The 25,644-nt window shown below is 63.0% G+C and carries 21 protein-coding genes and 1 tRNA gene; 17 read left to right on the top strand and 5 right to left on the bottom strand.

Annotation, left to right across the window (positions count from 1 at the left end; all coding sequences use genetic code 11):
* The first annotated feature begins 24 nt into the window (after positions 1-24).
* The 6 genes from hflK (at position 25) to ACCD03_RS02275 (ending at position 5,952) form a co-directional block, all read left to right on the top strand.
* A complete protein-coding gene (gene hflK, locus ACCD03_RS02300) occupies positions 25-1,401 on the top strand; it encodes an FtsH protease activity modulator HflK (protein WP_045204251.1) in 1,377 nt (458 codons plus the stop codon).
* Positions 1,402-1,413: 12 nt separating this feature from the next.
* Entirely contained in the window at positions 1,414-2,328 is a 915-nt protein-coding gene (gene hflC / locus ACCD03_RS02295; protein WP_045204250.1) for a protease modulator HflC, read from the top strand.
* A 76-nt stretch (positions 2,329-2,404) separates the two neighbouring features.
* Positions 2,405-2,605, top strand: coding sequence for a DUF2065 domain-containing protein (locus ACCD03_RS02290; RefSeq protein WP_045204249.1), 201 nt, complete (start codon positions 2,405-2,407; stop codon positions 2,603-2,605).
* A gap of 58 nt (positions 2,606-2,663) precedes the next feature.
* A complete protein-coding gene (locus tag ACCD03_RS02285; RefSeq protein ID WP_045204248.1) occupies positions 2,664-3,827 on the top strand; it encodes an ATP phosphoribosyltransferase regulatory subunit in 1,164 nt (387 codons plus the stop codon).
* A gap of 95 nt (positions 3,828-3,922) precedes the next feature.
* The gene (locus ACCD03_RS02280; RefSeq protein ID WP_045204247.1) at positions 3,923-5,263 is read left to right on the top strand and encodes an adenylosuccinate synthase; all 1,341 of its coding nucleotides are present in this window, start codon (positions 3,923-3,925) and stop codon (positions 5,261-5,263) included.
* 116 nt (positions 5,264-5,379) lie between these two features.
* Complete coding sequence (locus ACCD03_RS02275) at positions 5,380-5,952, top strand: phosphoribosyltransferase (RefSeq protein ID WP_045204246.1); 573 nt, start codon at positions 5,380-5,382, stop codon at positions 5,950-5,952.
* A 373-nt stretch (positions 5,953-6,325) separates the two neighbouring features.
* Here ACCD03_RS02275 and ACCD03_RS02270 read toward each other — a convergent pair.
* Positions 6,326-6,410 (bottom strand) — tRNA-Leu (locus tag ACCD03_RS02270).
* Between the two features lie 70 nt (positions 6,411-6,480).
* Between ACCD03_RS02270 and rnr the strand changes: the two genes are divergently transcribed.
* Genes rnr through ACCD03_RS02255 form a run of 3 tightly spaced genes read left to right on the top strand, consistent with a single transcriptional unit; the run spans position 6,481 to position 10,616 of the window.
* Positions 6,481-9,075: a ribonuclease R gene (gene rnr, locus ACCD03_RS02265; RefSeq protein ID WP_045204245.1), complete on the top strand. Its 2,595-nt coding sequence runs from the start codon at positions 6,481-6,483 to the stop codon at positions 9,073-9,075.
* Positions 9,076-9,114: 39 nt separating this feature from the next.
* Positions 9,115-9,867, top strand: a complete 753-nt coding sequence (rlmB, locus tag ACCD03_RS02260) for a 23S rRNA (guanosine(2251)-2'-O)-methyltransferase RlmB (RefSeq protein ID WP_045204244.1) — start codon at positions 9,115-9,117, stop codon at positions 9,865-9,867.
* Positions 9,867-10,616 (top strand): SIR2 family NAD-dependent protein deacylase, encoded by a 750-nt coding sequence (locus ACCD03_RS02255; protein WP_045204243.1) that lies wholly within the window; start codon positions 9,867-9,869, stop codon positions 10,614-10,616. Before rlmB ends, ACCD03_RS02255 begins: the two co-directional genes overlap by 1 nt.
* Before the next feature lie 14 nt (positions 10,617-10,630).
* Here ACCD03_RS02255 and tal read toward each other — a convergent pair whose 3' ends face one another.
* The gene (gene tal, locus ACCD03_RS02250; RefSeq protein WP_045204242.1) at positions 10,631-11,590 is read right to left on the bottom strand and encodes a transaldolase; all 960 of its coding nucleotides are present in this window, start codon (positions 11,588-11,590) and stop codon (positions 10,631-10,633) included.
* Positions 11,591-11,739: 149 nt separating this feature from the next.
* Between tal and rpiA the strand changes: the two genes are divergently transcribed.
* Complete coding sequence (gene rpiA, locus ACCD03_RS02245) at positions 11,740-12,426, top strand: ribose-5-phosphate isomerase RpiA (RefSeq protein ID WP_045204241.1); 687 nt, start codon at positions 11,740-11,742, stop codon at positions 12,424-12,426.
* Positions 12,427-12,567: 141 nt separating this feature from the next.
* On the opposite strand, the gene ACCD03_RS02240 is transcribed toward rpiA, so the two are convergent.
* Together ACCD03_RS02240 and argA are read right to left on the bottom strand one after the other, a co-directional pair.
* Positions 12,568-12,843, bottom strand: a complete 276-nt coding sequence (locus ACCD03_RS02240) for an oxidative damage protection protein (RefSeq protein ID WP_004626344.1) — start codon at positions 12,841-12,843, stop codon at positions 12,568-12,570.
* Between the two features lie 107 nt (positions 12,844-12,950).
* Positions 12,951-14,348 (bottom strand): amino-acid N-acetyltransferase, encoded by a 1,398-nt coding sequence (gene argA, locus ACCD03_RS02235; protein ID WP_024975949.1) that lies wholly within the window; start codon positions 14,346-14,348, stop codon positions 12,951-12,953.
* A 71-nt stretch (positions 14,349-14,419) separates the two neighbouring features.
* Here argA and hrpA point away from each other — a divergent pair, with 71 nt between their 5' ends.
* The 6 genes from hrpA to ACCD03_RS02205 all read left to right on the top strand — a co-directional run bounded on the left by hrpA (position 14,420) and on the right by ACCD03_RS02205 (position 23,116).
* Positions 14,420-18,412 carry an ATP-dependent RNA helicase HrpA gene (gene hrpA / locus ACCD03_RS02230; RefSeq protein WP_413410700.1) on the top strand — a complete coding sequence of 1,331 codons (3,993 nt, stop codon included), beginning with the start codon at positions 14,420-14,422 and terminating at the stop codon, positions 18,410-18,412.
* Between the two features lie 115 nt (positions 18,413-18,527).
* Complete coding sequence (locus ACCD03_RS02225) at positions 18,528-19,523, top strand: cytochrome D1 domain-containing protein (protein ID WP_253537111.1); 996 nt, start codon at positions 18,528-18,530, stop codon at positions 19,521-19,523.
* 11 nt (positions 19,524-19,534) lie between these two features.
* Positions 19,535-20,365: a polysaccharide deacetylase family protein gene (locus ACCD03_RS02220; protein ID WP_045204238.1), complete on the top strand. Its 831-nt coding sequence runs from the start codon at positions 19,535-19,537 to the stop codon at positions 20,363-20,365.
* Position 20,366: 1 nt separating this feature from the next.
* Complete coding sequence (locus ACCD03_RS02215) at positions 20,367-21,341, top strand: sterol desaturase family protein (RefSeq protein ID WP_045204237.1); 975 nt, start codon at positions 20,367-20,369, stop codon at positions 21,339-21,341.
* Between the two features lie 77 nt (positions 21,342-21,418).
* On the top strand, positions 21,419-22,276 hold the full coding sequence (locus tag ACCD03_RS02210) for an EI24 domain-containing protein (RefSeq protein WP_045204236.1): 858 nt from the start codon (positions 21,419-21,421) through the stop codon (positions 22,274-22,276).
* Positions 22,277-22,297: 21 nt separating this feature from the next.
* On the top strand, positions 22,298-23,116 hold the full coding sequence (locus tag ACCD03_RS02205; RefSeq protein WP_045204235.1) for a competence/damage-inducible protein A: 819 nt from the start codon (positions 22,298-22,300) through the stop codon (positions 23,114-23,116).
* A gap of 16 nt (positions 23,117-23,132) precedes the next feature.
* On the opposite strand, the gene ACCD03_RS02200 is transcribed toward ACCD03_RS02205, so the two are convergent.
* The gene (locus ACCD03_RS02200; protein WP_045204234.1) at positions 23,133-23,609 is read right to left on the bottom strand and encodes a rhodanese-like domain-containing protein; all 477 of its coding nucleotides are present in this window, start codon (positions 23,607-23,609) and stop codon (positions 23,133-23,135) included.
* 472 nt (positions 23,610-24,081) lie between these two features.
* On the opposite strand from ACCD03_RS02200, the gene ACCD03_RS02195 reads away from it, so the two are divergent.
* Complete coding sequence (locus ACCD03_RS02195) at positions 24,082-25,497, top strand: 3-hydroxylaminophenol mutase (protein WP_045204233.1); 1,416 nt, start codon at positions 24,082-24,084, stop codon at positions 25,495-25,497.
* The last annotated feature ends 147 nt before the right edge of the window (positions 25,498-25,644 follow it).

The following is a 25,644-nucleotide window of genomic DNA, read 5'->3' as shown; positions in this document are numbered from 1 at the left end:
CAATCAGGACAAGCCCGACCGCTCATGCCCGAGATTTCGACCCAGTCTTCTTCCATAGCCTCGCCGCGTAACGTGCGAGGTTTGTGGCACCGCTTGCGTGTGCTGCTTTCGCTGAACGATCCTCGCTGGGGTCGCGGCGATGACAACAACGCCGAGCGCGAAGGCAAAGACGAGCCAAAGCGTCAAAGCAAGCCGCCTCAGGACGGCCCCCCCGACCTCGACGAGTTGTGGCGCGACTTCAATCGCCGCCTGAATAACCTGTTCGGTCGCAAGGATAGCGGTAACGGTAACGATGGCCCCACGCCACTGCGTCCGGGTAACGGCCGAAGCGGTTCAGGCCTGGGCGTCGGTGTGCTGCTGGCGGTGCTTGTTGGCCTGTGGCTGGCCAGCGGTTTCTTTATCGTGCAGGAAGGCCAGACTGGCGTGATCCTGCAGTTTGGCCGCTTCAAGTATCTGGCAACGCCAGGTATCAACTGGCGCTTGCCGTATCCGATCGAATCGCACGAGATCGTGAACCTGTCGGGTGTGCGTACGCTTGAAATCGGTCGTACGACGCAGATCAAGGACACGAACCTGAAAGACTCGTCGATGCTCACGCAGGACGAGAACATCGTCGACGTGCGGTTCTCGGTTCAGTACAACATTGCCAACCCCGTCGACTACCTGTTTTACAACCGTACGGACCGCGGCGGCGATGAAGAACTGGTGACGCAGGCGGCTGAGACGTCGGTGCGCGAGATCGTCGGCCGCAACAAGATGGACGCGGTGCTGTACGAAGGTCGCGATGCCGTTGGCCGCAACCTAGCCGAGTCGATTCAACGCATCTTGTCGGCGTACAAGACCGGCATCCGAATCCTTAGCGTCAACGTGCAGAGCGTGCAGCCGCCCGAGCAGGTGCAGGCCGCGTTCGATGACGTGACCAAGGCGGGCCAGGACCGCGAGCGTGCCATCTCCGAAGGTCAGGCTTATGCCAACGACGTGGTGCCCCGCGCCAAGGGTACGGCCGCACGTCTGGGTGAAGAGGCGCAAGGCTACAAGGCACGGGTCATCGCACGTGCGGAAGGTGATGCGGCTCGCTTTGCGTCGGTGCAACGCGAATACGCGAAGGCGCCGCAGGTCACGCGCGACCGTATTTATCTGGAAACCATGCAGGACATTTACGCCAACTCGACCAAAGTGCTGGTCGATCAGAGCAATGGCAGCCTGTTGTATCTGCCGCTGGACAAGCTGATCGCGCAAACGCAGGGCGATACATCGCGTTCGGCTGCCGCGCCTGGTGCGTCGCCCCAGGATAGTGGGTCTGCGCAAGGCGTGCCGACTCCCTCCAATCCGTCACCGGCCAATGACGCAGACTCGCGCTCGCGCGAAGCACTGCGCAACCGTGACCGTGATTCGCGCTAACAGGAGGGCACTATGAATCGTCTGATTTCTGCCTTCGTGGCGCTGGTCATTGCCCTGGCGGTGTTCTCGTCGGTGGTGTTCGTGGTGGACCAGCGGCAGTACGCCGTGGTGTTCGCCTTTGGTGAGATCAAACAGGTCATCAAGGAGCCGGGGCTGCATTTCAAGCTTCCGCCGCCGCTGCAGAACGTGGTGTTCATGGATAAGCGCCTGCAGACCATCGATGTGGCCGGCGCCGATCGTTTCATCACGGCTGAAAAGAAGAACCTGCTGGTCGACTGGTTTGTGAAGTGGCGCGTGTCTGATCCGCGTCTGTTCTACGTGAGCTTCAAGGGCGATAATCGCCTCGCGCAGGACAGCATGACGCAGAAGATCAACTCCATCGCTCGCGATGAGTTTGCGCGCCGCACCGTGTCTGACGTGGTATCGACGGATCGTGAAGCGGTGATGCAGAGCATCCTCAAGGGCGTGCAGGAGTACGGCAAGTCGGTCGGCGTAGACATCATCGACGTGCGTCTGAAGCGGGTGGACCTGCTGGCCAGCGTGACCGAATCGGTCTACCGCCGCATGGAAGCCGAGCGCAAGCGCGTGGCCAACGAGCTGCGTTCGACGGGTGCTGCAGAGGGCGAGAAAATCCGCGCCGATGCCGATCGTCAGCGCGAAGTCGTCCTGGCCGATGCCTACCGCGATGCGCAGAAGATCAAGGGTGAGGGCGACGCCCGCGCCGCTGACATTTACGCCGATGCGTTTGGCCGTGATCCGCAGTTCGCCGCATTCTGGCGCTCCATGGAGGCGTATCGTGCATCGTTCCGCGATCGGAAGGACGTGATGGTGCTGCAGCCGAACAGCGATTTCTTCAAATACATGCGCAGCCCGAACGGCGGCGGCTCGGCGCCAGCGCCGGCTGCCCAGACGGGGCGCCATCGCTAGTACAATGCGTCGCTGATCATTTGAGGCGGACAAACCCCGGCTTGCCGGGGTTTTGTTCGTTCGCCAACCGCACCCCATGGAAGAGTCACTCCCCACCGTTTTGCTTGCAGCGTGCGCGCTGGTGCTCGTAGTCGAGGGCATCTTGCCGTTCGTGGCACCACGGGCCTGGCGACGCGCCTTCCAGACGCTGACCGAGCTGCCGGACGAAAAGCTTCGCGTGATCGGCCTAGTGTCGATGGCGATTGGCCTCATCCTCCTGCGGTTGCTGCATCGCTAGCGCACTGCCTGCGTTTTTACGAATTTCTGCTGTACCAAGACTCCCGAGCGAGACCGCCATGCCGACCAATTGGCTGCTGCCTGAATCCATTGCTGATGTGCTGCCTTCCGAGGCGCGCAAAATTGAAGAGTTGCGCCGCCGCATGCTCGACCTGTTCCGCACTTACGGCTATGAACTGGTCATGCCCCCGATGCTGGAGTACATCGAGTCGCTGCTTTCGGGCACCGGTCACGATCTGGACCTGAAGACGTTCAAGCTGGTCGATCAACTTTCGGGCCGCACCATCGGCCTGCGCGCCGACATCACGCCGCAAGTCGCCCGTATTGATGCCCACTTGCTGAACCGCGCTGGCGTGACGCGTCTTTGCTATGCGGGATCGGTATTGCATACGCGCCCGAGTGGATTCCACGTCACGCGCGAGCCGCTGCAGATTGGGGCCGAAATCTATGGCCATGCAGGCCTGGAAGCCGATCTGGAAATTCAGGAGCTGATGCTCGCCGCGCTATCGGGCGCGGGGCTGGCCGATGTACGCCTGGACCTTTGCCACGTTGGGGTGGTGGCGGCGTTGCTGGAACAATCGCCGGTTGCTGTCGGCCTTCAGGACGACCTCTTCACGGCGCTCGCCGCCAAGGATGTCCCCGCTTTGCGCGCTATCACGGCCGACTTACCGCCGACACAGCGTGACGCCATCAACATGTTGCCGGCACTGTACGGCGGTGTCGATGTGCTGGACCGTGCGCGTAAGCAGTTGCCCGCGCTGCCCGCCATCGGACGTGCGCTGGACGATTTGGCTACGCTGGCCGAGCGCGCAGGCGGTGCAACCGTCAACATCGACCTGGCCGACCTGCGCGGCTACCACTACCACAGTGGTGTGATGTTTACTGCCTATGTGGCCGGTGTGCCGAATGCTGTGGCACGTGGCGGCCGGTATGACAAGGTCGGAGAGGCTTTCGGCCGTGCTCGCCCGGCGACCGGCTTTTCGCTGGACCTGCGTGAGGTCGCCGGCATTTCGCCGGTGGAGGCGCGCGCCGCTGCCATCCACGCACCTTGGTCGGGCGATGCCAAGCTTCGTGAGGCGATCGCTGCGCTGCGCGCGGCGGGCGAGATTGTCATCCAGTCGCTGCCGGGCCACCCGGAAGATCTGGAGGAGTTCGCTTACGATCGGCAACTCGTTGAAGAGGGCGGTCGCTGGATCGTCAAGCCCCGCAACGCTTCGGTCTGAAGTTGTTGCATAACGTTGTGTAAATACCCGGTAATTCCAGGGAAGGCCCTGGCAACAAGGGTAGAATACGTTTTTAACCCATCTGCAAATTCAACATGTCCGCACCAGCAGTGAGCCAAGGACGCAATGTCGTCGTCATCGGCACCCAGTGGGGTGACGAAGGTAAAGGGAAAATCGTCGATTGGCTGACCGATCATGCGCAAGGCGTGGTTCGTTTCCAGGGCGGACATAACGCAGGCCATACCCTCATCATCGGCGGCAAGAAGACGATTCTGCGTCTGATTCCGTCGGGCATCATGCGCGATGGCGTCGCGTGCTACATCGGCAACGGCGTCGTGCTCTCGCCTGAAGCGCTGTTCAAAGAAATCGACGAGCTGGAATCGGCCGGCGTGCAGGTGCAGAACCGCCTGCGCATTTCAGAAGCAACCAACCTGATCCTGCCGTACCACGTGGCCATCGACAAGGCGCGCGAAGCCAAGCGCGGCGCCGCCAAGATCGGTACCACCGGCCGCGGTATCGGCCCGGCATACGAAGACAAGGTGGCCCGCCGCGCGCTGCGTGTGCAGGACCTGTTCGACCCGGCTTACTTCGCCGAGCGTCTGCGCGAGAACCTCGACTTCCACAACTTTGTCCTGACGCAGTACCTGAATCACCCGGCGCTGGATTTCCAGCAGACCCTGGACGAGATGCTGTCGTATGCAGGCCGCATTGCCCCGATGGTGACGGATGTGTCGGCCGAACTGTTTGCCGCTAACGCTGCCGGCAAGAACCTGATGTTCGAAGGCGCGCAAGGCACGCTGCTCGATATCGACCACGGCACGTATCCGTTCGTCACGTCGAGCAACTGCGTGGCAGGCAATGCCGCTGCGGGTGCGGGCGTTGGTCCGGGCCAGCTGCATTACATCCTTGGCATTACCAAGGCGTATTGCACGCGCGTGGGTTCCGGCCCGTTCCCGAGCGAGCTGTATGACGCGGACAACCCGGCGCGCCAAGATCCGATCGGCGTGCGTCTGGCCAATGTCGGCAAGGAATTCGGCTCGGTCACGGGCCGGCCACGCCGCACTGGCTGGCTGGATGCCGCCGCCCTGCGTCGTGCGATCCAGATCAATGGTGTGTCGGGCCTGTGCATGACCAAGCTCGATGTGCTGGATGGCCTGGAAACCCTCAAGCTGTGCGTCGGCTACATGCTCGATGGCAAGCAAATCGACATCCTGCCGCGTGGCTCCGATGCCGTGGGGCGTTGCCAGCCGATCTACGAAGAATTCCCGGGTTGGAACACCTCGACGTTCGGACTGAAGGAGTGGGACGCGCTGCCCGAGACCGCCCAGGCTTACCTGAAGCGCGTCGAGGAAGTGGCTGGCATTCCGATCGCCATGATCTCGACCGGTCCTGACCGCGACGAGACCATCCTGCTGCGTCATCCCTACAAGGACTGACGCGCTGCTCTCAGATTCGCCCGGTGATTCGCCGGGCGAATTTGCATGGAGCGCCGTTTTTCATAGAACACGATAGCGGCAACTCACGCCGCATTCACGATACGAAGAGGTACACCATGAACCAGCCGATCAACGACGACTCGCACCTGTGGGTGTCTTGGGATGACTACCACGGCCTGATCGAGCGCCTGGCGCTCGTCGTGCACGAGTCGGGCTGGAAATTTGACAAGATCCTGTGCCTGGCGCGCGGCGGCTTGCGCGTTGGCGATCAGCTTTCGCGCATTTACGACCTGCCGTTGGCCATCCTGGCGACCAGCAGCTATCGCGAAGCCGCTGGCACACAGCAGGGAGATCTCGACATCGCGCAATACATCACCATGACCCGTGGCGAGCTGTCGGGCCGCGTGCTGTTGGTGGATGATCTGGTGGATTCGGGCATCACGCTGGAGCGCGTTGGGCGTCACCTGAAGGAGCGCTATCCGGCCGTGACTGACGTGCGTACCGCTGTGCTGTGGCACAAGGCATGCTCGAAGATCAAGCCTGATTATGCCGTGCAGTTTCTTGCGACCAATCCGTGGATCCATCAGCCGTTCGAGGAGTACGACACGCTGCGCCCGCATAACTTGGCGGCCTGGATCAAGCGCGGCAAGTCACGTTCAGCCGGCAACGGCGAGGCGCCGGCAGTTTGAGACGTTGGTCGGTTGCGTCGAGGCGCGAATGGAGTGGCGTGTGCGGCTTGCGTCGTGCGTGCCACTTCGGTAACCTGCTGTCACGGGCAGCAATATTGGCCCGAAACCCGCGTACGGATTGGCTTTGCAGGAGTTGTCCAATGCCAGGTGCGCGGTTGATCGAAGCGAGGTGTGTCTTTGTGGATGCACTGGGCTTCGAGCCCACCCAGCGTTTGGGGCAGGTGAGTCCGGTGAGTCTGGCTCGGCCCTGGCGCGATAGCCAAGACACAATGCACGTCGCACTTCGCGGAATGTCGCATCAGCAACTGAACAACGGCAATCCGGCCGCGGAAAAGAAAAACGGCGCAACTTGCGTTGCGCCGTTCCTAAACTCTGGTGCCCAGGAGAGGACTCGAACCTCCACGGAGTTACCCGCTAGTACCTGAAACTAGTGCGTCTACCAATTCCGCCACCTGGGCAGGTGTGCGTGTACCGAAGCTGTAATTATTACGGGGTCCAGCGATCCTGTCAACACTCTAGAAGAAAAAATTGAATCAACCGACTTATCCGATCCCAAGCCGCGAGGAAATCCTCGGTGTGCTGCGCACGTCGGGGTCTCCGCTGTCTGCTACCGATATTGCCAAGACGCTGTCTGTCACGCGCAAGGAGCATGACGGCTTTATCAAGCGTCTGACCGCCATGGAGCGGGATGGTCAGATCGAACTCAACCGCAAGGGGCGCTACGAACTGGCGCACCAGCCCAACTTCATCGAAGGGCGCGTGATTGGCCATCGCGATGGCTTCGGCTTCTTCGTGCGCGATGACGGCGAGCCCGATATTTTCCTGCCCGAGCGCGAGATGCAGAAGGCCATGCACGGTGACCGCGCCTTGGTGCGTGCCGTCGGCTACGACCGCCGCGGGCGCTCGGAAGGGCAGATCGTCGAGATACTGCAGCGGGCGAACAAGCGCGTCATCGGGCGGTTGCTGTCGGAAAGCGGCACGCTGGTTGTGGCGCCGGAAGACAAGCGCCTGGGCCGCGACATCCTGATTGCCCCGAAGGGGCAGGGCAAGGCCAAGGTCGGCCAAGTGGTAAGCGTTGAGATCCTGGAATATCCGGACCGCTACGTACAACCGATCGGCCGCGTGGTCGAAGTGCTGGGTGAGATTGACGATCCTGGCATGGAGATCGAAATCGCCGTGCGCAAGTACGGCGTGCCGCACGAGTTTTCTGAGCCGACGCAGCGCGAGGCGGAAGCGCTGCCCGACGTGGTCCGTGATGCCGATCTGGCTGGTCGCATCGACTTGCGCGATGTGTCGCTCGTCACCATCGACGGTGAAGATGCACGCGACTTCGATGACGCCGTCTACGCGGAGCCTGTCAAGATCGGCCGCACCAAGGGCTGGCGTCTGATCGTGGCGATTGCCGACGTGTCGCATTACGTGCGGCCCGGACATCCGCTGGATGCAGACGCCATTGATCGCGCGACCTCGGTCTATTTCCCGCGCCGCGTGATCCCGATGCTGCCGGAGAAGCTCTCCAACGGCTTGTGCTCATTGAATCCGGAAGTGGACCGTCTGTGCATGGTTTGCGACGCGGTGATCACGGCCAAGGGCGAGATCAAGGCTTATCAGTTCTACCCGGCGGTGATGCATTCGAAGGCACGCCTGACCTACAACGAGGTCTGGGCGATTCTGTCGAACGTGAAGGGTCCGGAGGCTGCCAAGCGGGCGCCGCTGGTGCCGCATCTGCAGGACCTGTACGAGCTGTATCAGACGCTGCTCAAGGCGCGCCGCGAGCGTGGCGCGATCGACTTCGACACCACCGAGACGTACATCGTTTGCAACGCGCAGGGCAAGATCGAGCAGATCCTGCCGCGCACCCGCAACGACGCGCACAGGCTGATCGAGGAGTGCATGCTGACGGCCAACGTCTGCGCGGCCGAGATGCTGGAGAAGTACAAACATCCGGCGCTGTACCGCATCCACGCTGGCCCGACGGAAGAAAAGCTGCAGGCGCTGCGGGCCTTCCTGAAAACGAGCGGCTTGACGCTGGGTGGTGGCGACAAGCCGCAGGCTGCCGATTACGCAGAACTGATGGAAAAAGTGGCAGCGCGTCCAGACGCGCCGATGCTGCAGACCATGCTGCTGCGCTCGATGCAGCAAGCGGTTTACAGTCCGGACAACATCGGCCACTTTGGCCTTGCGTATGAGGCATATGCGCACTTCACCAGCCCGATCCGCCGCTATCCGGATTTGCTGGTCCATCGCTCCATCAAGGCGATCCTGCATCGCACGCGCTACGTGCCGGCGATGGCACCGGGCGTTCAGTTGAATAGCGCGCTGTCGCCCAAGGCGCGCCGTTTGCAAGCCGAAGCCGAGAAAGGCGTGCCGGCAGCGGTCGTCAACAAGGCCAAGACAGAAGCGATCTGGAATGAACTGGGCGTGCACTGTTCGACCAACGAACGTCGCGCCGACGAAGCCTCGCGCGATGTCGAAGCCTGGCTCAAGTGCTATTTCATGCGCGACAAGCTCGGCAACGAGTTCTCGGGCACCGTCAGCGCTGTCACATCGTTCGGCATCTTTGTGCAGCTCGACGAGCTGTACGTGGAAGGCTTGGTACACGTGACCGAGCTGGGCAGCGATTACTTCCAATACGACGAAGCCCGCAACGAACTGCGCGGCGAACGCACGGGCATCCGTTATCGCCTGACCGACCGCGTGCGCGTGCAGTTGCTGCGCGTGGATCTGGATGCCCGGAAGATGGATTTCCGCCTGATCCAGGAGCCTTCAACCAAGGCGCTGCGCCCGGCCAAGGTGACCGGTGCGCCGGAAGCCGCGACCGCGCGTCAGCCCGCCGGGGCAACGCCGGCGCCCTCGGTTGGCCGCAAGAAACCGCGCCAGTTAGCCGCATTGCTGGGCGGTACGGCCAAACCGGAGGAGTCGTTCGACGAGACGCTCGATCGCGTTATCGAAGAGCAGCCGGTGTTCGAGCCGGGTGGCCGTGCGCTGCCCCCGGGCCATGCCCACGCCAAGCCAGCGCGCAAGAAGCAGCCGGCGCGCAGCACGAAGCCCAAGGGCGGCGCCAAGACCGCCGCGCCGCGCAAGGCAGCAGGCCAGGCCCCGCGCAAGACCAAGGGGCGTTAAAGCGGGCGGGGAGCGTGGGCAGACGGGTACAATCGCGCCATGTCTAAATCCAAGCTCCTCATCGGCTTTCATGCCGTTACCGCCCGACTGCGCCACGGCGCCAAGTCGATCGACGAAATCTACTTCGAGGCCAACCGCCGCGACCGCCGCATGCAGGATTTCCTGAAAGTGGCGGAAGCAGCGGGCGTGCGTCTCATCCCCGCTGACGCCGACCGCCTGCGCGGCATCGCCGGCACCGACCGCCACCAGGGCGTGGTTGCCAAGGCAGAGTCACTGTCGCTGGCGCTCAATCTTGATGAACTGCTCGACGGCATTGAAGGTACGCCGCTGCTGCTGGTGCTCGACGGTGTGACCGATCCGCATAACCTGGGCGCGTGCCTGCGGGTGGCCGATGCTGCCGGCGCGCATGCCGTGATTGCACCGAAGGACCGCAGCGTTGGCATCAACACGACGGTCGCCAAGGTGGCCAGCGGCGCGGCCGAAACCGTCCCGTACATCACCGTGACCAACCTGGCGCGCACGCTGCGCGAGCTGCAGGAACGTGGCGTGTGGGTGATCGGCACGGCAGACGAAGCCGAACAGGATCTCTATCAGGCAGACTTCAAGGGCCCCATTGCCATCGTGATGGGCGCCGAAGGTGAGGGCATGCGTCGCCTCACGCGCGAGACGTGCGACGCGCTGGTCAGCATTCCGATGGCGGGCAGCGTGGAAAGCCTGAACGTGTCGGTGGCCAGCGGCGTGTGCCTGTTTGAAGCTGTGCGCCAACGCGCAGCGGCACCTGCCAAGAAGTAATGCGCGTCGAACCCACGGCCGCATCCGATGCGGCTGCATTGGCCCAGGCCCACGCCTGGGTCGAGGCCGCCCAGCACGTTATGGTGCTGACGGGGGCTGGCGTTTCGGCCGAGTCCGGCGTGCCCACGTTTCGTGATGCATTGACCGGCCTGTGGTCGCGCTTCAACCCCGAAGACATGGCCACCGAGGCCGCGTACCGCAAGCACCCGCGCATGGTGTGGGACTGGTATCAGGAGCGCCGCGAGCGCGTGCTGCAGGCGCAGCCGAATCCCGCCCATCTGGCGATTGCCGCGCTGGCCAAGCGCAAGACGGTGACGCTCGTCACGCAGAACGTCGATGGCTTACATCAGCGCGCCGGCAGCGAAGGCGTGATCGAGCTGCATGGCAACCTGTTCGCCAACAAGTGGCTTGGCGGCTGCGGCAAATGCGATGTCGCCACGGCCGTGCCAGGCAGGCCGCCGCGTTGTGCGACGTGTGGCGCGATGCTGCGCCCAGGCGTGGTGTGGTTTGGCGAGCAACTGCCGCTCGTGGCGAACTACCGCGCTGAAGAGGCCGCCAACACGTGTGACGTATGCCTGGTTGTGGGCACGTCCGGCATGGTGTATCCGGCGGCCGGGCTGCCGGGGTTGGCAAAGGACCACGGCGCCAAGGTGATCGTCGTGAATCCGGAGCCTAGCGCGCTGGATGCAACGGCCGATCTGGTGATCCACCAGCCGGCGGGCGTGTGCCTGCCCGCCATGCTGGGATAAGGCGCGCGTTCTTCTTACGCTGCCACGCGCAGCGGCTCAATCAACGCTTCCAACTTGACCGCGTCCGCCGCAAACAGGCGGATGCCTTCGGCCAACTTTTCGGTGGCCATGGCATCGGCGTTCATGTGCCAGCGGAACGATTTCTCGTCGGCCGGCAGGCGCACGATGTTGGCGGCGTTGGCATTGTCCGGCGAGAGCTTGCGTTCGACCGGCGCGTCGGACTGCTGCAACTGGGCGAGCAGATCCGGGCTGATGGTCAGGAGGTCGCAGCCAGCGAGTTCAACGATCTGCGAGATGTTGCGGAAGCTCGCGCCCATCACTTCGGTCGGGTAGTCGAACTTCTTGTAGTAGTTATAGATGCGCAGGACAGACTGCACGCCCGGGTCGTTCGCTCCGCCTTGCGCGACCGGGTCCCAGTTGGCGCCGGCGTCCTTTTTGTACCAGTCGTAGATGCGGCCGACAAAGGGCGAGATGAGCTGCACGCCCGCTTCCGCACATGCCACCGCCTGGGCCAGCGAGAAGAGCAGCGTCATGTTGCAGCGGATGCCTTCGGTGCGGAGCTGATCCGCCGCGCGGATGCCTTCCCACGTCGACGCGATCTTGATCAGCACGCGTTCGCGCGCCACGCCCCGCGCCTCGTACAACGAGATCAAATGTTTGGCCTTGGCGACCGTCGCCTCGGTGTCGAACGACAGGCGCGCATCGACTTCGGTCGACACGCGGCCCGGGATGATCGACAGGATTTCGCAGCCGAATGCCACGAGCACGGCATCGATGATGTCTTCCACACTGTCGCTGCGGGCGTCGCGCACGGCTTGTTCCAGCAGCGGGCGGTATTCGGCTTTCTGCACGGCTTTGAGGATCAGCGACGGATTGGTCGTTGCATCGTGCGGCGCGTAGGCGCGCATGGCCTGGAAATCGCCTGTGTCGGCGACGACGGTGGTGAACTGCTTGAGTTGATCGAGCTGAGTCATGAAGCGAGTCCGAAGTACGTTCCAGCGTTGCGCTGGAGGTGGAAAGGTGAATCGATTGTACTCCGCAGGTTTGGCTCCGCCAGCCGGCCGAGAGCCATCGAATTGATCCGGTACACTACCGGGTTTTCCGATCCCGACCGAGTTTTGCGATGACGCAGGATGAACTGAAGGCGCTGGTGGCGCAGGCTGCAGCAGATTACGTATTGGCCAACGTGCCCGAGGGCGCGGTGCTGGGTGTCGGCACCGGCTCGACGGCCAACCTGTTCATCGACGCCATGGCGCCGCACAAGGCGCGCTTTGCTGGCGCGGTGTCCAGCTCGGAGGCGTCAACGCGTCGGCTGCAGGGCCATGGCTTCACGGTGCTCGATTTGAACGAAGTCGATGTCATTCCCGTCTACGTGGACGGCGCTGACGAAATCGACGCCTCGGGCGCCATGATCAAGGGCGGCGGCGGTGCGCTCACGCGTGAAAAGATCGTTGCCTCGGTTGCCAGCGTGTTCGTCTGCATTGCTGACGGCAGCAAGCTCGTTGAGACGATGGGCACCTTCCCACTGCCGGTGGAAGTGGTGCCCATGGCGCGCGCCGCCGTTGCTCGCCAACTGGCTGCGCTGGGTGGCCAACCGCGTCTGCGCATGACCAAGGAAGGCCAGATCTACAAGACCGATAACGGCAACGTGATCATAGACGTGGTGGGCCTGCGGATTGCGGATCCGAAGGGCTTGGAATCGATCGTCAACGATATTCCGGGCGTGGTGACGGTCGGCCTGTTTGCAAAGCGCGGCGCCAACGTGCTGCTGCTGGGAACGGAAGCGGGTGTGCAGCGGCGCGATTTCTGATCGCTAGCCGTTTCTCAGCGAAAGGCTGCTCATGTAAATGGGCAGCTTTTTTTATGCTTTTTGCGGCACTTTGGATTACCGTTGACCAAACAAAAAGCCGTTCAGTTTGTGCTGAACGGCTTTGTTTTTGATCGCGGCAAATCAGGCCGAGGGCGGCGGCACGTAGCCGGCAGCCTCGTCTGCGCCGTCGCCAAAGAAATACTTCTCGGTCTGCTTGAGCAGGTACTGGCGTGCGCGCGAATCGGCCATGTTCAGGCGGTTTTCGTTGATCAGCATGGTCTGGTGCTTGAGCCAGCCAGCCCAGGCTTCCTTCGAGACGCTTTGCCAGAGTTTCTTGCCCAGTTCGCCGGGCAGGGGCGGGAAGTCGAGACCTTCGGCTTCCTTGTTGAGCTTGACGCAGTGGACCATGCGGGCCATGAGGATTCCTCTTGTGTGGCGGGAGCGCCGCTCAAGCGCGACGCAGGTGCCGCTATTGTAAAGGCGGCGCGCCGCCGGGCTAGGATTCCACGACGCGCGCCAAGGGTTTAGAGCTTTTTCATCAGCACCATCGATCGCCGCTGCCAGTTGTAGAGCTTGCGGCGGTCTTCCGGCAGATCGTCCACGCTGGCACGCACGAAACCGCGCTTGAGGAACCAGTGTTCCGTCCGCGTGGTGAGCACGAACAGGCGCTTGAGGCCCAGCGCACGGGCGCGCACTTCGGTGTGCTTGAGCAGACGCTCGCCGTCGCCGGTGCCTTGGCTGTCTGGGGAGACGATCAGACAGGCCATTTCGGCCATGCCGTCCTTCGGGTACGGATACAGCGCCACGCAGCCAAAGATGATGCCGTCGTGCTCGATGACCGAGAAGTTGGCGATGTCGCGCTCCAGTAGACGGCGTTCGCGCGGCACCAGCGTGCCGTCGGCTTCCAGCGGCTCGATGAGCGAGACGATGCCGCCCACGTCGTCCAGCGTGGCCTCGCGCAGGTATTCCAGATCGGTGTGCGACACCATGGTGCCCACGCCATCGTGCAGGAACAGCTCCAGCAGGATGCTGCCGTCCAGCGCGAACGGGATTACGTGTGCCCGGCGCACGCCGCCGCGCATCGCCTTGACGATGTGCTGCAGGTAATAAGCCGTGTCGTGCGACAGGCTGCCGTCGCGCAGGCGCTCGATGGCCGTTTCCATCGACAGGTCCTGCTGCAGCTTGCCCACGCGGTCCATGATGCCGGGCAGCTCCGTGATAAAGATGAGCTTGTCGGCCTTAAGCGCCGTGGCGGTGTTGGCGGCCACGTCTTCCATCGACAGGTTGAACGCCTGGCCCGTGGGCGAAAAGCCCAGCGGCGAGAGCAGCACGATCTTGCGGTTGGAGAGGGAGTGCTGGATCGACTCCGCATCGATCTTGCGCACCAGCCCCGTGTGTTGGAAATCCACGCCGTTGACGATGCCCACCGGCCGCGCCGTCACGAAGTTGCCGGATACCACCGACATGCGCGCGCCGGCCATCGGCGTGTTGGGCAGGCCTTGGCTGAAGGCCGCTTCGATATCCAGACGCAGTTCTCCGGAGGCCTCCTTGGCGGATTCCAGCGCGGCGGCGTCCGTCACGCGTACGCCATCCACGAACTGGGTTTTCACGTTGCGCAGGGCAAGCTGTTCTTCCACCTGCGGGCGCGAGCCGTGCACGAGCACGATGCGCATGCCCATCGCATGCAACAGCGCGACGTCGTTGACGAGTGCGCCCAGCATGCCGGCCTGGACCAGCTCGCCACCGAAGCCGATCACGAAGGTCTTGTCGCGGAAGGAGTGAATGTAAGGCGCCACCTCGCGCAGCCAGTCCACAAACTGCTGCTGTTCGGGCGTGGGCGGAATTGGGGCGACGTCGACAGGGGCGGGCGTGTGCGCCGCCAGCGAAACGCCGGAGGCGGGGGCGGAGGAGCGAGCGGTCACGGACGGAGGAGGAAAAGCGGCACGGGGCGCGGGCCGGCGTAGGAAAGATGCGCGGATTATAATCCCGCCCGATGTCAGATTCCCACGCCCAGCCGCCCCGGCCACGCCCGGCGGCGCCTTCCCCGAAATCGCCGAAAGACACACCGCCGCCCGAGCGCAAGCCCGGCGGCAATGGTCGTCCGCCGCGCCGCCAAAAGCCCACGCCGGAAGAGCTTGCCGCGGCGCTGGAGGCGCGCCGCGCACGTGCCAACCGCGTACCCCCGATTACGTTTCCCGAAGCGCTGCCCGTGTCGGCCCGGCGCGACGAGATCGCCCAGGCCATCGCCGCCAACCAGGTGGTGATCGTCTCGGGTGAGACCGGCTCGGGCAAGACCACGCAATTGCCGAAGATCTGCCTGTCGATCGGGCGAGGCATTGGCGCCGGCGGTACCGGGCTGATCGGCCATACGCAGCCGCGCCGGATTGCCGCGACGTCTACGGCCAAGCGTATCGCGCAGGAAATCGGCACGCCGGTGGGCGAGCACGTGGGTTTTCAGGTGCGCTTCAACGACACGCTCTCGGCGGGGGCGTCGGTCAAGCTGATGACTGACGGCATCTTGCTGGCCGAGACGCAGAACGATCCGCTGCTGCGCGCCTACGACACGATCATCATCGACGAGGCGCATGAACGCAGCCTCAACATCGATTTCCTGATCGGCTATCTCAAGCAGCTTCTGCCGCGCCGGCCAGACCTGAAGGTGATCATTACCTCGGCGACCATCGACGCGCAGCGGTTTGCCGAGCACTTCGCGGGCCCAAAGGGGCCAGCGCCCGTTATTGAAGTCAGCGGCCGGTTGTATCCGGTCGAGGTGCGCTACCGGCCGATTCAGCGCGACGAGAAGGACAAGGAGCGCGATCTCTACGAAGCGCTCGTCGATGCGGTGGACGAACTGGCCCGCGAAGGCTCGGGCGACGTGCTGATCTTCCTGCCGGGCGAGCGCGAGATTCGAGAGGCGGCCGAGGCGCTGCGCAAGCACCATCCCGCGCATACCGAGATTTTGCCGCTGTTTGCGCGCCTGTCGGTGCAGGAACAGGAACGTGTGTTCCGGCCGTCCAACGCGCGTCGCATCGTGCTGGCGACGAATGTGGCCGAGACCTCGCTGACGGTGCCGGGTATTCGCTATGTGGTCGATACGGGGCTGGCGCGTGTCAAGCGCTATTCGTATCGCAACAAGGTCGAGCAACTGCAGATCGAGCCGGTGTCGCAAGCTGCGGCCAACCAGCGTGCCGGTCGATGCGGCCGGGTGGCCGATGGTGTTTGCATCCGCTTGTATGAAGAAGCGGATTTCATTGCGCGGCCGCGTTTTACCGATCCGGAAATCCTGCGTTCGTCGCTGGCGGCCGTCATCCTGCGCATGAAGGCGCTGCGGCTGACGGACGTCGAACAGTTTCCCTTCATTGAGCCACCGCTCGGCCGTGCAATTGCCGACGGCTACCAGCTCCTGCAAGAACTCGGTGCCGTCGACGACGAAAACGCGCTGACCCCGCTGGGCAAGCAGGTCGCCCGCCTGCCGCTGGACCCGCGCGTGGCGCGGATGATCCTGGCCGGCCGCGACCACCAGTGCCTGCGCGAGATGCTGATCATCGCAAGCGCCTTGTCCGTGCAAGACCCGCGCGAGCGCCCGCAAGAACTGCAGCAGCAGGCGGATCAGGCGCATCGTCAGTTTGCCGACGAAAAATCCGAGTTCCTCGGCTGGGTGAAGCTGTGGAAATGGTTTGAAGAGGCCGTCGCGCACAAGAAGTCGAACAAGCAGCTGCAGGACCAGTGTCGTTCGCACTTCCTGTCGCATGTGCGGTTGCGTGAGTGGCGCGACGTGCATTCGCAGCTGCACACCACGGTGGCGGAGCAGGGCTGGAAGCTCAATGACTCCGATCCGACGTATGAGCAGTTGCATCTGGCGCTGTTGACGGGCTTGCTCGGCAACATCGGTGTGCGCATCGAAGAGGCAGATGGGAAAGGCCGCGAATACCTCGGCGCGCGCGGTATCAAGTTTTTCCTGTGGCCGGGTTCAGTCATTGCGCGCAAGGCGGGTAAGTGGGTCGTGGGTGGCGAACTGATCGAGACCAGCCGCCTGTTCGGCCGCACGCTCGCGCGCATCGAGCCGGAATGGGTGGAGAAGGTCGGCGCGCACCTCTTGAAGGTGTCGTGGAGCGATCCGCACTGGGAAAAGAAGGCCGGGCAGGTGATGGCCTTCGAGCGCGGCACGCTGTACGGCCTGCCGGTCTATCAACAGCGCCGCGTGCATTTCGGGCCGATGCAGCCGAAGGAAGCGCGCGAGATGTTCATCCGCCGCGCGCTGGTCGATGGCGAATTCGAAACGCGTCTGCCATTCTTCACGCACAACCAGCGCCTGGTGCGCGAGATCGAAAACCTCGAACACAAGTCGCGCCGACAAGACGTGTTGGTGGACGACGAGCTGATCTACGCGTTCTACGACAGCCAGATTCCGGCGGACATCTACAACACCGTATCGTTCGAGCGCTGGTATGCCGAAGCCGCCAGCGCAAGCGGCAAAAGCGGCCAGAAGCTGCTGTACCTGAATCGCGATGACCTGATGCGGCACGAAGCGGCCGGCATCACGACCGACCTGTTCCCGAAGGTGCTGCCGATTGCCGGCATCGACATGGGCCTGACGTATCACTTTGAGCCCGGCAGCCCGCGCGACGGCGTAACGCTCACAGTGCCGCTGTACGCGCTCAACCAGGTGCCCGCGCAGCGCACCGAATGGCTGGTGCCGGGCATGCTCAAGGAGAAGGTGCATCTGCTGCTGAAGAGCCTGCCGCAGAAGCTGCGCCGCCATTGCGTGCCGCTGCCGGACTACGCCGCCGGATTCGTCTCGCGCGTGCGGTTGGGGGATGGCGACCTGCTCGACCGCTTGATCGCCGACGTGCGCGAGCAGACCGGCATTGCGCTCAAGCGCGCCGACTTCAAGCTCGAAACGCTGCCCGCACATCACTTCATGAATTTCAAGGTGATCGACGAGCACGGCCGCCAGCTCGACATGGGTCGCAATCTGGCCCAGTTGCGCGCTGAACTGGGCGGGCGCGCGCAGCAGACATTCCAGTCGATCGCCGCGCAGGATGCTGCCGTGGCTGGAGCCCAGAACGAGGGTGCCAAGCCCGGCAAGGCGGGCAAGTCGGAAGCCCCGGCAAACGCCGCGCTTTACTCGGGCTTGACCACCTGGAATTTTGGCGAGCTGCCGGAGTTGCTGGAGGTGCGCAAAGGCAGCCAGACGCTGTTCGGCTATCCCGCACTCGTCGATGCCGGTGACCACTGCGATGTGGAAGTCTTCGATGATCCGGCGGAAGCCACGCGCATCCATCGCCTGGGCTTGCGGCGTTTGTTCGCAATCCAACTGCGCGAGCCCTTGAAGTATCTGGAAAAGAACATCCCGGGCCTGTCGCAGATGGCCATCCAGTTCATGAACCTGGGCACGCAGGATGATCTGCGCGACCAGATCCTGGATGCCACGCTGGAGCGCGCCTGCCTGCAAGACCCGCTGCCCACCGATGACGCCAGCTTCGGTGCCCGTAAGGACGAAAGCCGCGCGCGCCTGACCTTGCTGGCGCAGGAGATCGCGCGGCTGGTTGGCGCCATCCTAGCCGAATATGCGCAACTGCCGCGCAAGCTGCAGATCGCCAAGCCGTTTGCCGCCGCCACCGCCGATATCGACGCGCAGCTCAAGACGCTGATGCACAAGCGCTTTATCGAGGCGACGCCGTACGCGCAGTTGACGCACTTTCCGCGTTACCTGAAGGGCATCGCGCTGCGCATTGACAAGCTCAAGGCTGACCCGACGCGTGACACCCAACGGATGCAGGAGATGGCGCCGCTCATCCAGCAATACCAACGCGCGGAGAAGGCCCTGCGCGTGCAAGGGCAGGGTGGCAATGACCCACGCATGGAGGAATTCCGCTGGATGCTGGAGGAGTTGCGCATCGCCCTGTTTGCACAGGAGCTGCGCACGCCGGTGCCGATGTCGGTCAAGCGGCTGCAGAAGGTGTGGGAATCAATGCAGCGATAGCTGCAATGCGTTGTTGGGAGCGGGGAAAGTTCCCGTTTTCTTTTTTTGATTTGTGTCAGCGACGGCGTAAATGCGAGCGTTAAAATGGCTGGCTAAGTTGCTGAATCTTCTCGATATGTCTGCCTTGCGCGCCTCGTTTGCCTCCCGTTGGTTTTCCACGCTTGTTGTGTCGGCCGCTGCTTTGATGGCAGCGCATGCGGCGCGTGCTGAAGTCGTCACCGTGCTCAACTCGGGCGACGCAAGCGTCTCTCTGATCGACAAGGACACCCGCAAGGTGCTCGAGACGTTCCCGATCGGCAAGGAGCCGCACCACCTGATCGCCACGCCCGACGAAAAATCGTTGATCGTCGCCAACGCAGTCGGCAACGAACTGGTGTTCCTCGATCCGGTGACCGGCAAGATTCAGCAGCGTGTTCCGCGTATCGACGACCCATACCAGATCGGCTTCTCGCCCGACCAGAAGTGGTTCCTGACCACCGGCAACCGGCTGGACCGCATTGATATTTACCGCTGGGACGGTCACGCGCTGACCATCGCCAAGCAAGTGCCTGCGGCCAAGACGCCGAGCCACATTGCCTATACCGCTGACAGCAAGATCGCGTTCGTCACCCTGCAGGATTCCAACGAGGTGATGGCCATCGACCTGCCCACGCAGACGGTCATGTGGCGCATGACCATTGGCTCCGCTCCGGCCGGTGTGTGGGTCACGACCGATCAGAAATACTTGCTGGTTGGCATGACTGGCGCCGACTACGTCGAGGTGATCGACTGGCACAACCGCACCAGCGTCAAGCGCATCCCGACCGGCAAGGGCGCGCACAACTTCCGCGCGCTGGGCGACAAGCGTCACCTGTTCCTGTCGAACCGCGTGTCGGGCACGATCAGCATCATTGATCAGCAAACGCTGACCAAGGTCGGTGACATCACCGGCTTGCCGCCCGGCCCGGATGACATGGAATTGACCGCCGACGGCAAGCAGCTTTGGGTGACCTGCCGCTGGGCCAAACGCGTGGCGATCGTCGACGTGGCAAGCCGCAAGGTCGTGGAAGAGATCAAGGTCGGGCGCTCGCCGCACGGCATTTACTTCCGCACGCGCGCTCCGCTGATTTGAGCATCACGACGATGAAATCCCGCCTGTCGATGTTGCGCACGTTCGCTGCCACGGCAGCGCTGGGTCTGTGCGCGCTGGCCACGGCCGCACCCGGTGGTGTGAATGCCGGTGCGTGCAAAGGTACCGTCTACCTGACGTTCGACACCGGCAGCATGAGCCAGGCGCAGTTGATTGCTGACACACTGCGCCGCCATCGCATCCACGCCACGTTCTTCCTCGCCAACGAGAAGACCATCCACGGCGACAGCACGCTGGATGACGGCTGGGCGCCGTATTGGAAATCGCTTGCTGCCGACGGCCACGCATTCGGTACGCACACCTTCGATCACGTCTACTACAAGGGCGAGGCGGGTGCGGGCAAGGTCCGCTTCCGCCCGCAGTTTGGCGAGCAGGGCGGTCGCAATGTCGTGTGGGGCGAGCCTGAATTCTGTGCGGAACTGAAACACAGCGCCGAGCGCTTCAAGGCCATGACCGGTCAGCCGATGGACCCGCTGTGGCGCGCGCCGGGTGGTCACCTTTCGGCGACGACCGAGGCCTGGGCCAAGCAATGCGGGTTTGCCCACGTGGCATGGGCGCCCGCCGGTTTCCTGGGCGATGAGTTGCCGTCCGAGCGTTATCCGAACGACGCGTTGCTGCAGAAGGCGCTGTCCAACTTGCGCGATGGCGACATCACCATGGCGCATCTGGGCATCTGGTCGCGCAAGGATCCGTGGGCGCCAGCGGATCTGGAGCCGCTGATCACCGGCCTGGAGCGCAAGGGTTTCTGCTTCGCCACGCTGCGCGATCATCCGCAGTACCAAGCCTGGTTTGCTGCTCACCGGGCACACACGGCAGCCCGCTGACATGTTTGACTGGATCGCCGACACCTTCACGCAAGCGCAGGACGTGCTCTTCCAGCACGTCGTGATGCCGATCACCTATGCCGTCGGACTGGGTGGTTACGTCGAAGATGCCTATCCCGGCACCGAATGGCTGCTGATGGGGCTGGTGCAGATTGCAGTGCTGCTGTTGATTTTCCGCCCGCTGGAGCGCTGGCGCCCGGTGGAGCCGGTACAAGACCGCAAGGCTGTGCGTGCCGATATTTTCTACACGCTGTTCCACCGCCTGGGATTCTTTCCGCTGCTGTTGTTCTTCACGCTGCAGCCGCTGATCGACCACCTAGACGGCAAGTTGCGCTTCTGGGGCTGGGCGCATTTGAACGTGGAAGACTGGTGGCCAGGCATCACGTCGGTTTCCATCGTCAGCTTTCTGATCTATCTGGTGTTGTTCGACCTGCTCGACTACTGGTATCACCGCCTCTCGCACAAGTTTCACTGGTGGTGGAACCTGCATTCGCTGCATCACAGTCAGCAACAGATGACGCTCTGGTCCGATGACCGCAACCACATCCTCGACGATGTGCTGCGCGGCGCGGTTTTTGCCATCGCGGCGCTGGCCATTGGGGTGGAACCCTCGCAGTACGTGTTGCTGGTCGCCATTTCGCAGTTGCTGCAAAGCCTGCAGCATGCCAACGTGCGGCTGCATTTCGGCTGGCTGGGCGACCGGCTGCTGATCTCGCCGCGCTTTCATCGGATGCATCACGCCATCGGGCTGGGGCACGAGGTGCCAGGTAAGCCCGGCGTGCTGGGTGGCTGCAATTTTGGCGTGCTGTTCCCGTGGTGGGACATGCTGTTCGGCACCGCCATCTTCTCGCCGGAGTACCACGCCACCGGTATCCGCGATCAACTTCCCGCACCGCAAGGGCGCTCGCGCGACTACGGGCGCGGCGTGCTGCGTCAGCAGTGGCTCGGCCTCAAGCGCTTGTTCGGCCGAGCGTAAAGCGCACGTGCGGCGGCACCAGCGTCGTTTCTGCGCGCTGTGCTAGGCTGTTCGCTCCCTGATTTCCCGATTTCTGCATGAACGACCTGATTCGCTCATTTGGCCGGGCGCTGCTCTCGCAACTGCATCCGCGCATGCTGTTCCTGACAGTGCTGCCTTTCGTCGTGGCCGTGGCGGTCTGGGGAGGGGTGCTGTATTTCGGCTGGGATGCCATGAACGGTATGGCCCGCAACGCCGTGGAAGGCTGGGCCTTCATGGGCTGGATCAAGAGCGGCCTCAACGCTATCGGCATGGCGGGGTTGTGGTCGGCCATTGCGCCGTTGCTCGTGATCACCTTGTTGGTGCCGGTGATTGTCGTGTCGATTCTCGTGCTGGTGAGCGTGGCGTCGGTGCCGGTGGTCATGCGTTTTCTTGATCGCAGCTATCCGCAGCTTGAGCGCCACAAGGGCGGCTCGGTGTTGGGCAGCCTGATGCATGCGCTGCTATGCACGCTGGTGGTCATCGTGGTGGCCATCGTCACTCTGCCGCTGTGGCTGATTCCACCGTTTTTTGCACTGATTCCACCGTTGCTGTGGGGTTGGCTTACGTACCGGTTGATGACGTACGATGCGCTGGCTGACCACGCTACAGCCGAAGAGCGCCGCGCGATCATGCAGCGCTACCGGCTGCCGCTCCTGGGCATTGGCGTGGCGGTTGGCATGCTGGGCTCGGCGCCGACGCTGCTTTGGGTGTCGTCTGTGGTGACGATTGTGCTGTTCCCGATCATCGCCATCGCCGTCATCTGGCTGTACGTGCTGATCTTCATTTTCTCGGCACTGTGGTTCGGCCATTTCTGCTTGCGCGCGCTCACACGCCTTCGCGCTGAAGCGCCGCCTGCGCGCATGGTCGAGGCCATCGAGATCGAAGTCACTACCATTGAATTGCCTCGCGAATAATCAGAAACCATCGGAACTGACATGGCTTTTGGCATGATCATCATCGGCGACGAGATTCTCTCCGGTCGCCGCGAAGACAAACATCTGCGCAAGCTGATCGAAGTGCTCGGCGAGCGCGGCCTGGCGTTGGAGTGGGCGGAATACGTCGGCGATCAGCCCGCGCGCATCACGAGCGTACTCAAGCGTACGTTCGCCAGCGATGACGTGGTGTTCTGCACTGGTGGCATCGGCGCGACGCCTGACGACCATACACGCCAATGCGCCGCAACTGCGCTGGGCGTGCCACTGGAGCTGCATCCGGAAGCGCGCGAGCAGATCACGTTGCGCATTTCCGAGTCGGCTAACGGTGACCCGGTCAAGGGCGATGTCTCCACGCCCGAAAACCAGCACCGCTTCAAGATGGGCGAGTTTCCGAAGGGCGCACGCATCATCCCGAACAGCTACAACCGCATCCCCGGGTTCTCGGTGGCGCATCACCATTTCATGCCGGGTTTTCCGGTGATGGCGTGGCCGATGATGGAGTGGGTGCTTGACACCTATTACGCCGACCAATTCCACCGCGCGCCGCGCGAAGAGCGCTCGTTCCTGGTGTTCGGCTTGCCGGAGTCGCGGCTTACGCCGCTGATGGAACGCATCGAAGCTGAGTTCGATGGTGTGAAGGTTTTCAGTCTGCCCAGCGTGGGCGATGCCGCGCGCGGCGAGCGCTATGCCCGCTCGCACATCGACCTGGGCGTCAAGGGCTCACCGGAGGCTGTGACGCGCGCCTATGTGGTGCTGCGAGAGGGCGCGTTGGCGCTGGGCGGCGAGATTTTCGAGGCGGACGCTCCCGCGGCGTCCTGACGCTTAGCAGCGTGCCTCAGGCGCCGTGCCAGGGCAGGCCCCGGAAGCACCATCCTTCCACGGTCTTGCGATGGCCCTCGGTGTCTTTGGCACCCTCAAAACCTTCGAGCACATCCATCGCTGCCGCATAGCCCACCTGCGCGGCCGCCGCCGCTGCATGCTTGGAGCGTGCGGCGCTACGGCATAGGAACAACACCGGCACGTCTTTCGGCACGGCGGCTTCCAGCGCGCTCAGGAAGTTGGCGTTGCGCACACCGCCCGGATACTGATTCCACTCCACATGCACAAACTGGCTTGGCGAAATGTCCGGCGTGCCAACCCAGTCGAGTTCGGCACGCGTGCGCACATCCACGAGTCGCGCTTGCGGGTCGGCGGCCAACAATGCGGCAGCCTCTTGCGGCGACAGTGCGCCGAAGTACGGCAGTTGGTCTGCCTCGCGGCGGGCGGCAGCAGCCTCGAGCAGGGACTCGCGGGTCAGCGTGATGGCAGTCATGTTGGGCAGGAACGGGTGAAAGGGTAAATAATCATTCTAGCGCTGCCGTCACATGGCACGGGCGAAAATCCCCGTAGTGGTGCGCGCACATTCCATGTGCACACGAATAGTGCCACTTGGGGTGATATGCACCGTTTGTGTGCGTTGGCTATGCTGCTTGAACAGCCTTAGCTCGATCAGCGGGCAGCGCAAGCATGAGGTCGGCCGGATTGCCGGCGCGCGCGCACCGTGTCCCGGCATGGGCTGGCGCGGCGCTGCACTGTTTGCGGGAGTGGATGCCCGATGTCGGACCGGAATTGGCATAGTTTCTGCTAAGATTCCCGCGGTCTTTTTCGGGGGCGTCCGTTCGTGTCGGACGACCTTGCTGGAAAGAAGATGTTTCGGAGTGAGGACGAATTGCAGCCGATGTGCAGCGATCCGTCACACAACCGGCTCACAATACTTTGCGTTATTGCGCTACCAGGAGAATGGCATGTCCCAAAGCATTGCAGACGTGATGAAGCTCGTGAAGGAAAACGACGTCAAGTTCGTCGATTTCCGCTTCACAGATACCAAGGGTAAGGAGCAGCACGTCTCGGTCCCCGTTTCGCACTTCGACGAAGACAAGTTCGAAAGCGGTCACGCATTCGACGGCTCGTCGATCGCCGGCTGGAAGGGCATCGAAGCGTCGGACATGCTGCTGGTGCCGGATGCAAACACCGCACACGTCGACCCGTTCTACGAAGAGCCGACCCTGGTCCTGACCTGCGACGTGGTCGAACCGTCGGACGGAAAGGGCTACGACCGCGACCCGCGCTCGATCGCCAAGCGTGCTGAGGCCTACCTGAAGAGCACCGGCCTGGGCGACACCGCCTACTTTGGTCCGGAACCCGAATTCTTCATCTTCGACGGCGTGACCTGGAACATCGACATGCAGGGTTGCTTCGTGAAGATCGATTCCGAAGAAGCTCCGTGGTCGTCGGGCAAGGAGTTCGAACACGGCAATTCGGGTCACCGTCCGGGCAAGAAGGGTGGCTACTTCCCGGTTGCTCCGATCGATACGTTCCAAGACATGCGCTCGGAAATGTGCCTGATCCTGGAATCGCTGGGCATTCCGGTTGAAGTGCACCACCACGAAGTGGCAGGCCAAGGCCAGAACGAAATCGGCACGAGGTTCAGCACGCTGGTGCAACGCGCCGACTGGACCCAACTGCAAAAGTACGTGATCCAGAACGTCGCACACACCTACGGCAAGACCGCAACGTTCATGCCGAAGCCGGTCGTGGGCGACAACGGTTCGGGCATGCACGTTCACCAGTCGATCTGGAAGGACGGCCAGAACCTGTTCGCAGGCAACGGCTACGCAGGTCTGTCGGAATTCGCGCTGTACTACATCGGCGGCATCATCAAGCACGCTCGCGCGCTGAACGCCATCACCAACCCGGGTACGAACTCGTACAAGCGTCTGGTGCCGGGCTTCGAAGCTCCGGTCAAGCTGGCCTACTCGGCACGCAACCGCTCGGCTTCGATCCGTATTCCGTACGTTGCGAACCCGAAGGGCCGTCGTATCGAAACGCGCTTCCCGGATCCGCTGATGAACCCGTACCTGGGCTTCTCGGCACTGATGATGGCCGGTCTGGATGGCGTGCAGAACAAGATCCACCCGGGCGAAGCTGCCGACAAGAACCTGTACGACCTGCCGCCGGAAGAAGACGCAAAGATCCCGACCGTGTGCTCGAGCCTGGATCAGGCCCTCGAATACCTGGACAAGGATCGCGAGTTCCTGACCCGCGGTGGTGTGTTCTCCAACGCCATGCTGGACGCCTACATCGAGCTGAAGATGGAAGAAGTCACGCGCTTCCGCATGACGACGCACCCGCTCGAGTTCGAGATGTACTACTCGCTGTAATCTGCGAGCGCCCCGAGCGATATGTCGGGGCGAAGAGACGGTTGTGAGAGGAGGGGCGGCGCAGGTCGCCCTTCCTTTTTATGAAGCGGAGTTTTGTGGCTAGAATGAGCGTCCGCCGGACTCCGGCGCCCGATCGACGTATCCGCC

The organism is Ralstonia sp. Ralssp135 (genome assembly GCF_047304345.1).
In the GTDB taxonomy this organism is placed as follows: domain Bacteria; phylum Pseudomonadota; class Gammaproteobacteria; order Burkholderiales; family Burkholderiaceae; genus Ralstonia; species Ralstonia chuxiongensis.
Note: the sequence above shows the minus strand (reverse complement) of the source record. Positions and strands in the feature narration are given on the sequence as shown.

Excerpts from the sequence above, each read along its gene's own strand:
- hrpA (WP_413410700.1), top strand. The coding sequence starts at position 14,420 with ATGTCAGATTCCCACGCCCAGCCGCCCCGGCCACGCCCGGCGGCGCCT.
- ACCD03_RS02200 (WP_045204234.1), bottom strand. The coding sequence starts at position 23,609 with ATGACTGCCATCACGCTGACCCGCGAGTCCCTGCTCGAGGCTGCTGCC.
- ACCD03_RS02285 (WP_045204248.1), top strand. The coding sequence starts at position 2,664 with ATGCCGACCAATTGGCTGCTGCCTGAATCCATTGCTGATGTGCTGCCT.
- ACCD03_RS02215 (WP_045204237.1), top strand. The coding sequence starts at position 20,367 with ATGTTTGACTGGATCGCCGACACCTTCACGCAAGCGCAGGACGTGCTC.
- tal (WP_045204242.1), bottom strand. The coding sequence starts at position 11,590 with ATGACTCAGCTCGATCAACTCAAGCAGTTCACCACCGTCGTCGCCGAC.
- ACCD03_RS02290 (WP_045204249.1), top strand. The coding sequence starts at position 2,405 with ATGGAAGAGTCACTCCCCACCGTTTTGCTTGCAGCGTGCGCGCTGGTG.
- ACCD03_RS02205 (WP_045204235.1), top strand. The coding sequence starts at position 22,298 with ATGGCTTTTGGCATGATCATCATCGGCGACGAGATTCTCTCCGGTCGC.
- hflK (WP_045204251.1), top strand. The coding sequence starts at position 25 with ATGCCCGAGATTTCGACCCAGTCTTCTTCCATAGCCTCGCCGCGTAAC.
- ACCD03_RS02275 (WP_045204246.1), top strand. The coding sequence starts at position 5,380 with ATGAACCAGCCGATCAACGACGACTCGCACCTGTGGGTGTCTTGGGAT.
- rpiA (WP_045204241.1), top strand. The coding sequence starts at position 11,740 with ATGACGCAGGATGAACTGAAGGCGCTGGTGGCGCAGGCTGCAGCAGAT.
- rlmB (WP_045204244.1), top strand. The coding sequence starts at position 9,115 with ATGTCTAAATCCAAGCTCCTCATCGGCTTTCATGCCGTTACCGCCCGA.
- hflC (WP_045204250.1), top strand. The coding sequence starts at position 1,414 with ATGAATCGTCTGATTTCTGCCTTCGTGGCGCTGGTCATTGCCCTGGCG.
- ACCD03_RS02210 (WP_045204236.1), top strand. The coding sequence starts at position 21,419 with ATGAACGACCTGATTCGCTCATTTGGCCGGGCGCTGCTCTCGCAACTG.
- ACCD03_RS02225 (WP_253537111.1), top strand. The coding sequence starts at position 18,528 with ATGTCTGCCTTGCGCGCCTCGTTTGCCTCCCGTTGGTTTTCCACGCTT.
- ACCD03_RS02195 (WP_045204233.1), top strand. The coding sequence starts at position 24,082 with ATGTCCCAAAGCATTGCAGACGTGATGAAGCTCGTGAAGGAAAACGAC.
- ACCD03_RS02255 (WP_045204243.1), top strand. The coding sequence starts at position 9,867 with ATGCGCGTCGAACCCACGGCCGCATCCGATGCGGCTGCATTGGCCCAG.
- ACCD03_RS02280 (WP_045204247.1), top strand. The coding sequence starts at position 3,923 with ATGTCCGCACCAGCAGTGAGCCAAGGACGCAATGTCGTCGTCATCGGC.
- ACCD03_RS02220 (WP_045204238.1), top strand. The coding sequence starts at position 19,535 with ATGAAATCCCGCCTGTCGATGTTGCGCACGTTCGCTGCCACGGCAGCG.
- ACCD03_RS02240 (WP_004626344.1), bottom strand. The coding sequence starts at position 12,843 with ATGGCCCGCATGGTCCACTGCGTCAAGCTCAACAAGGAAGCCGAAGGT.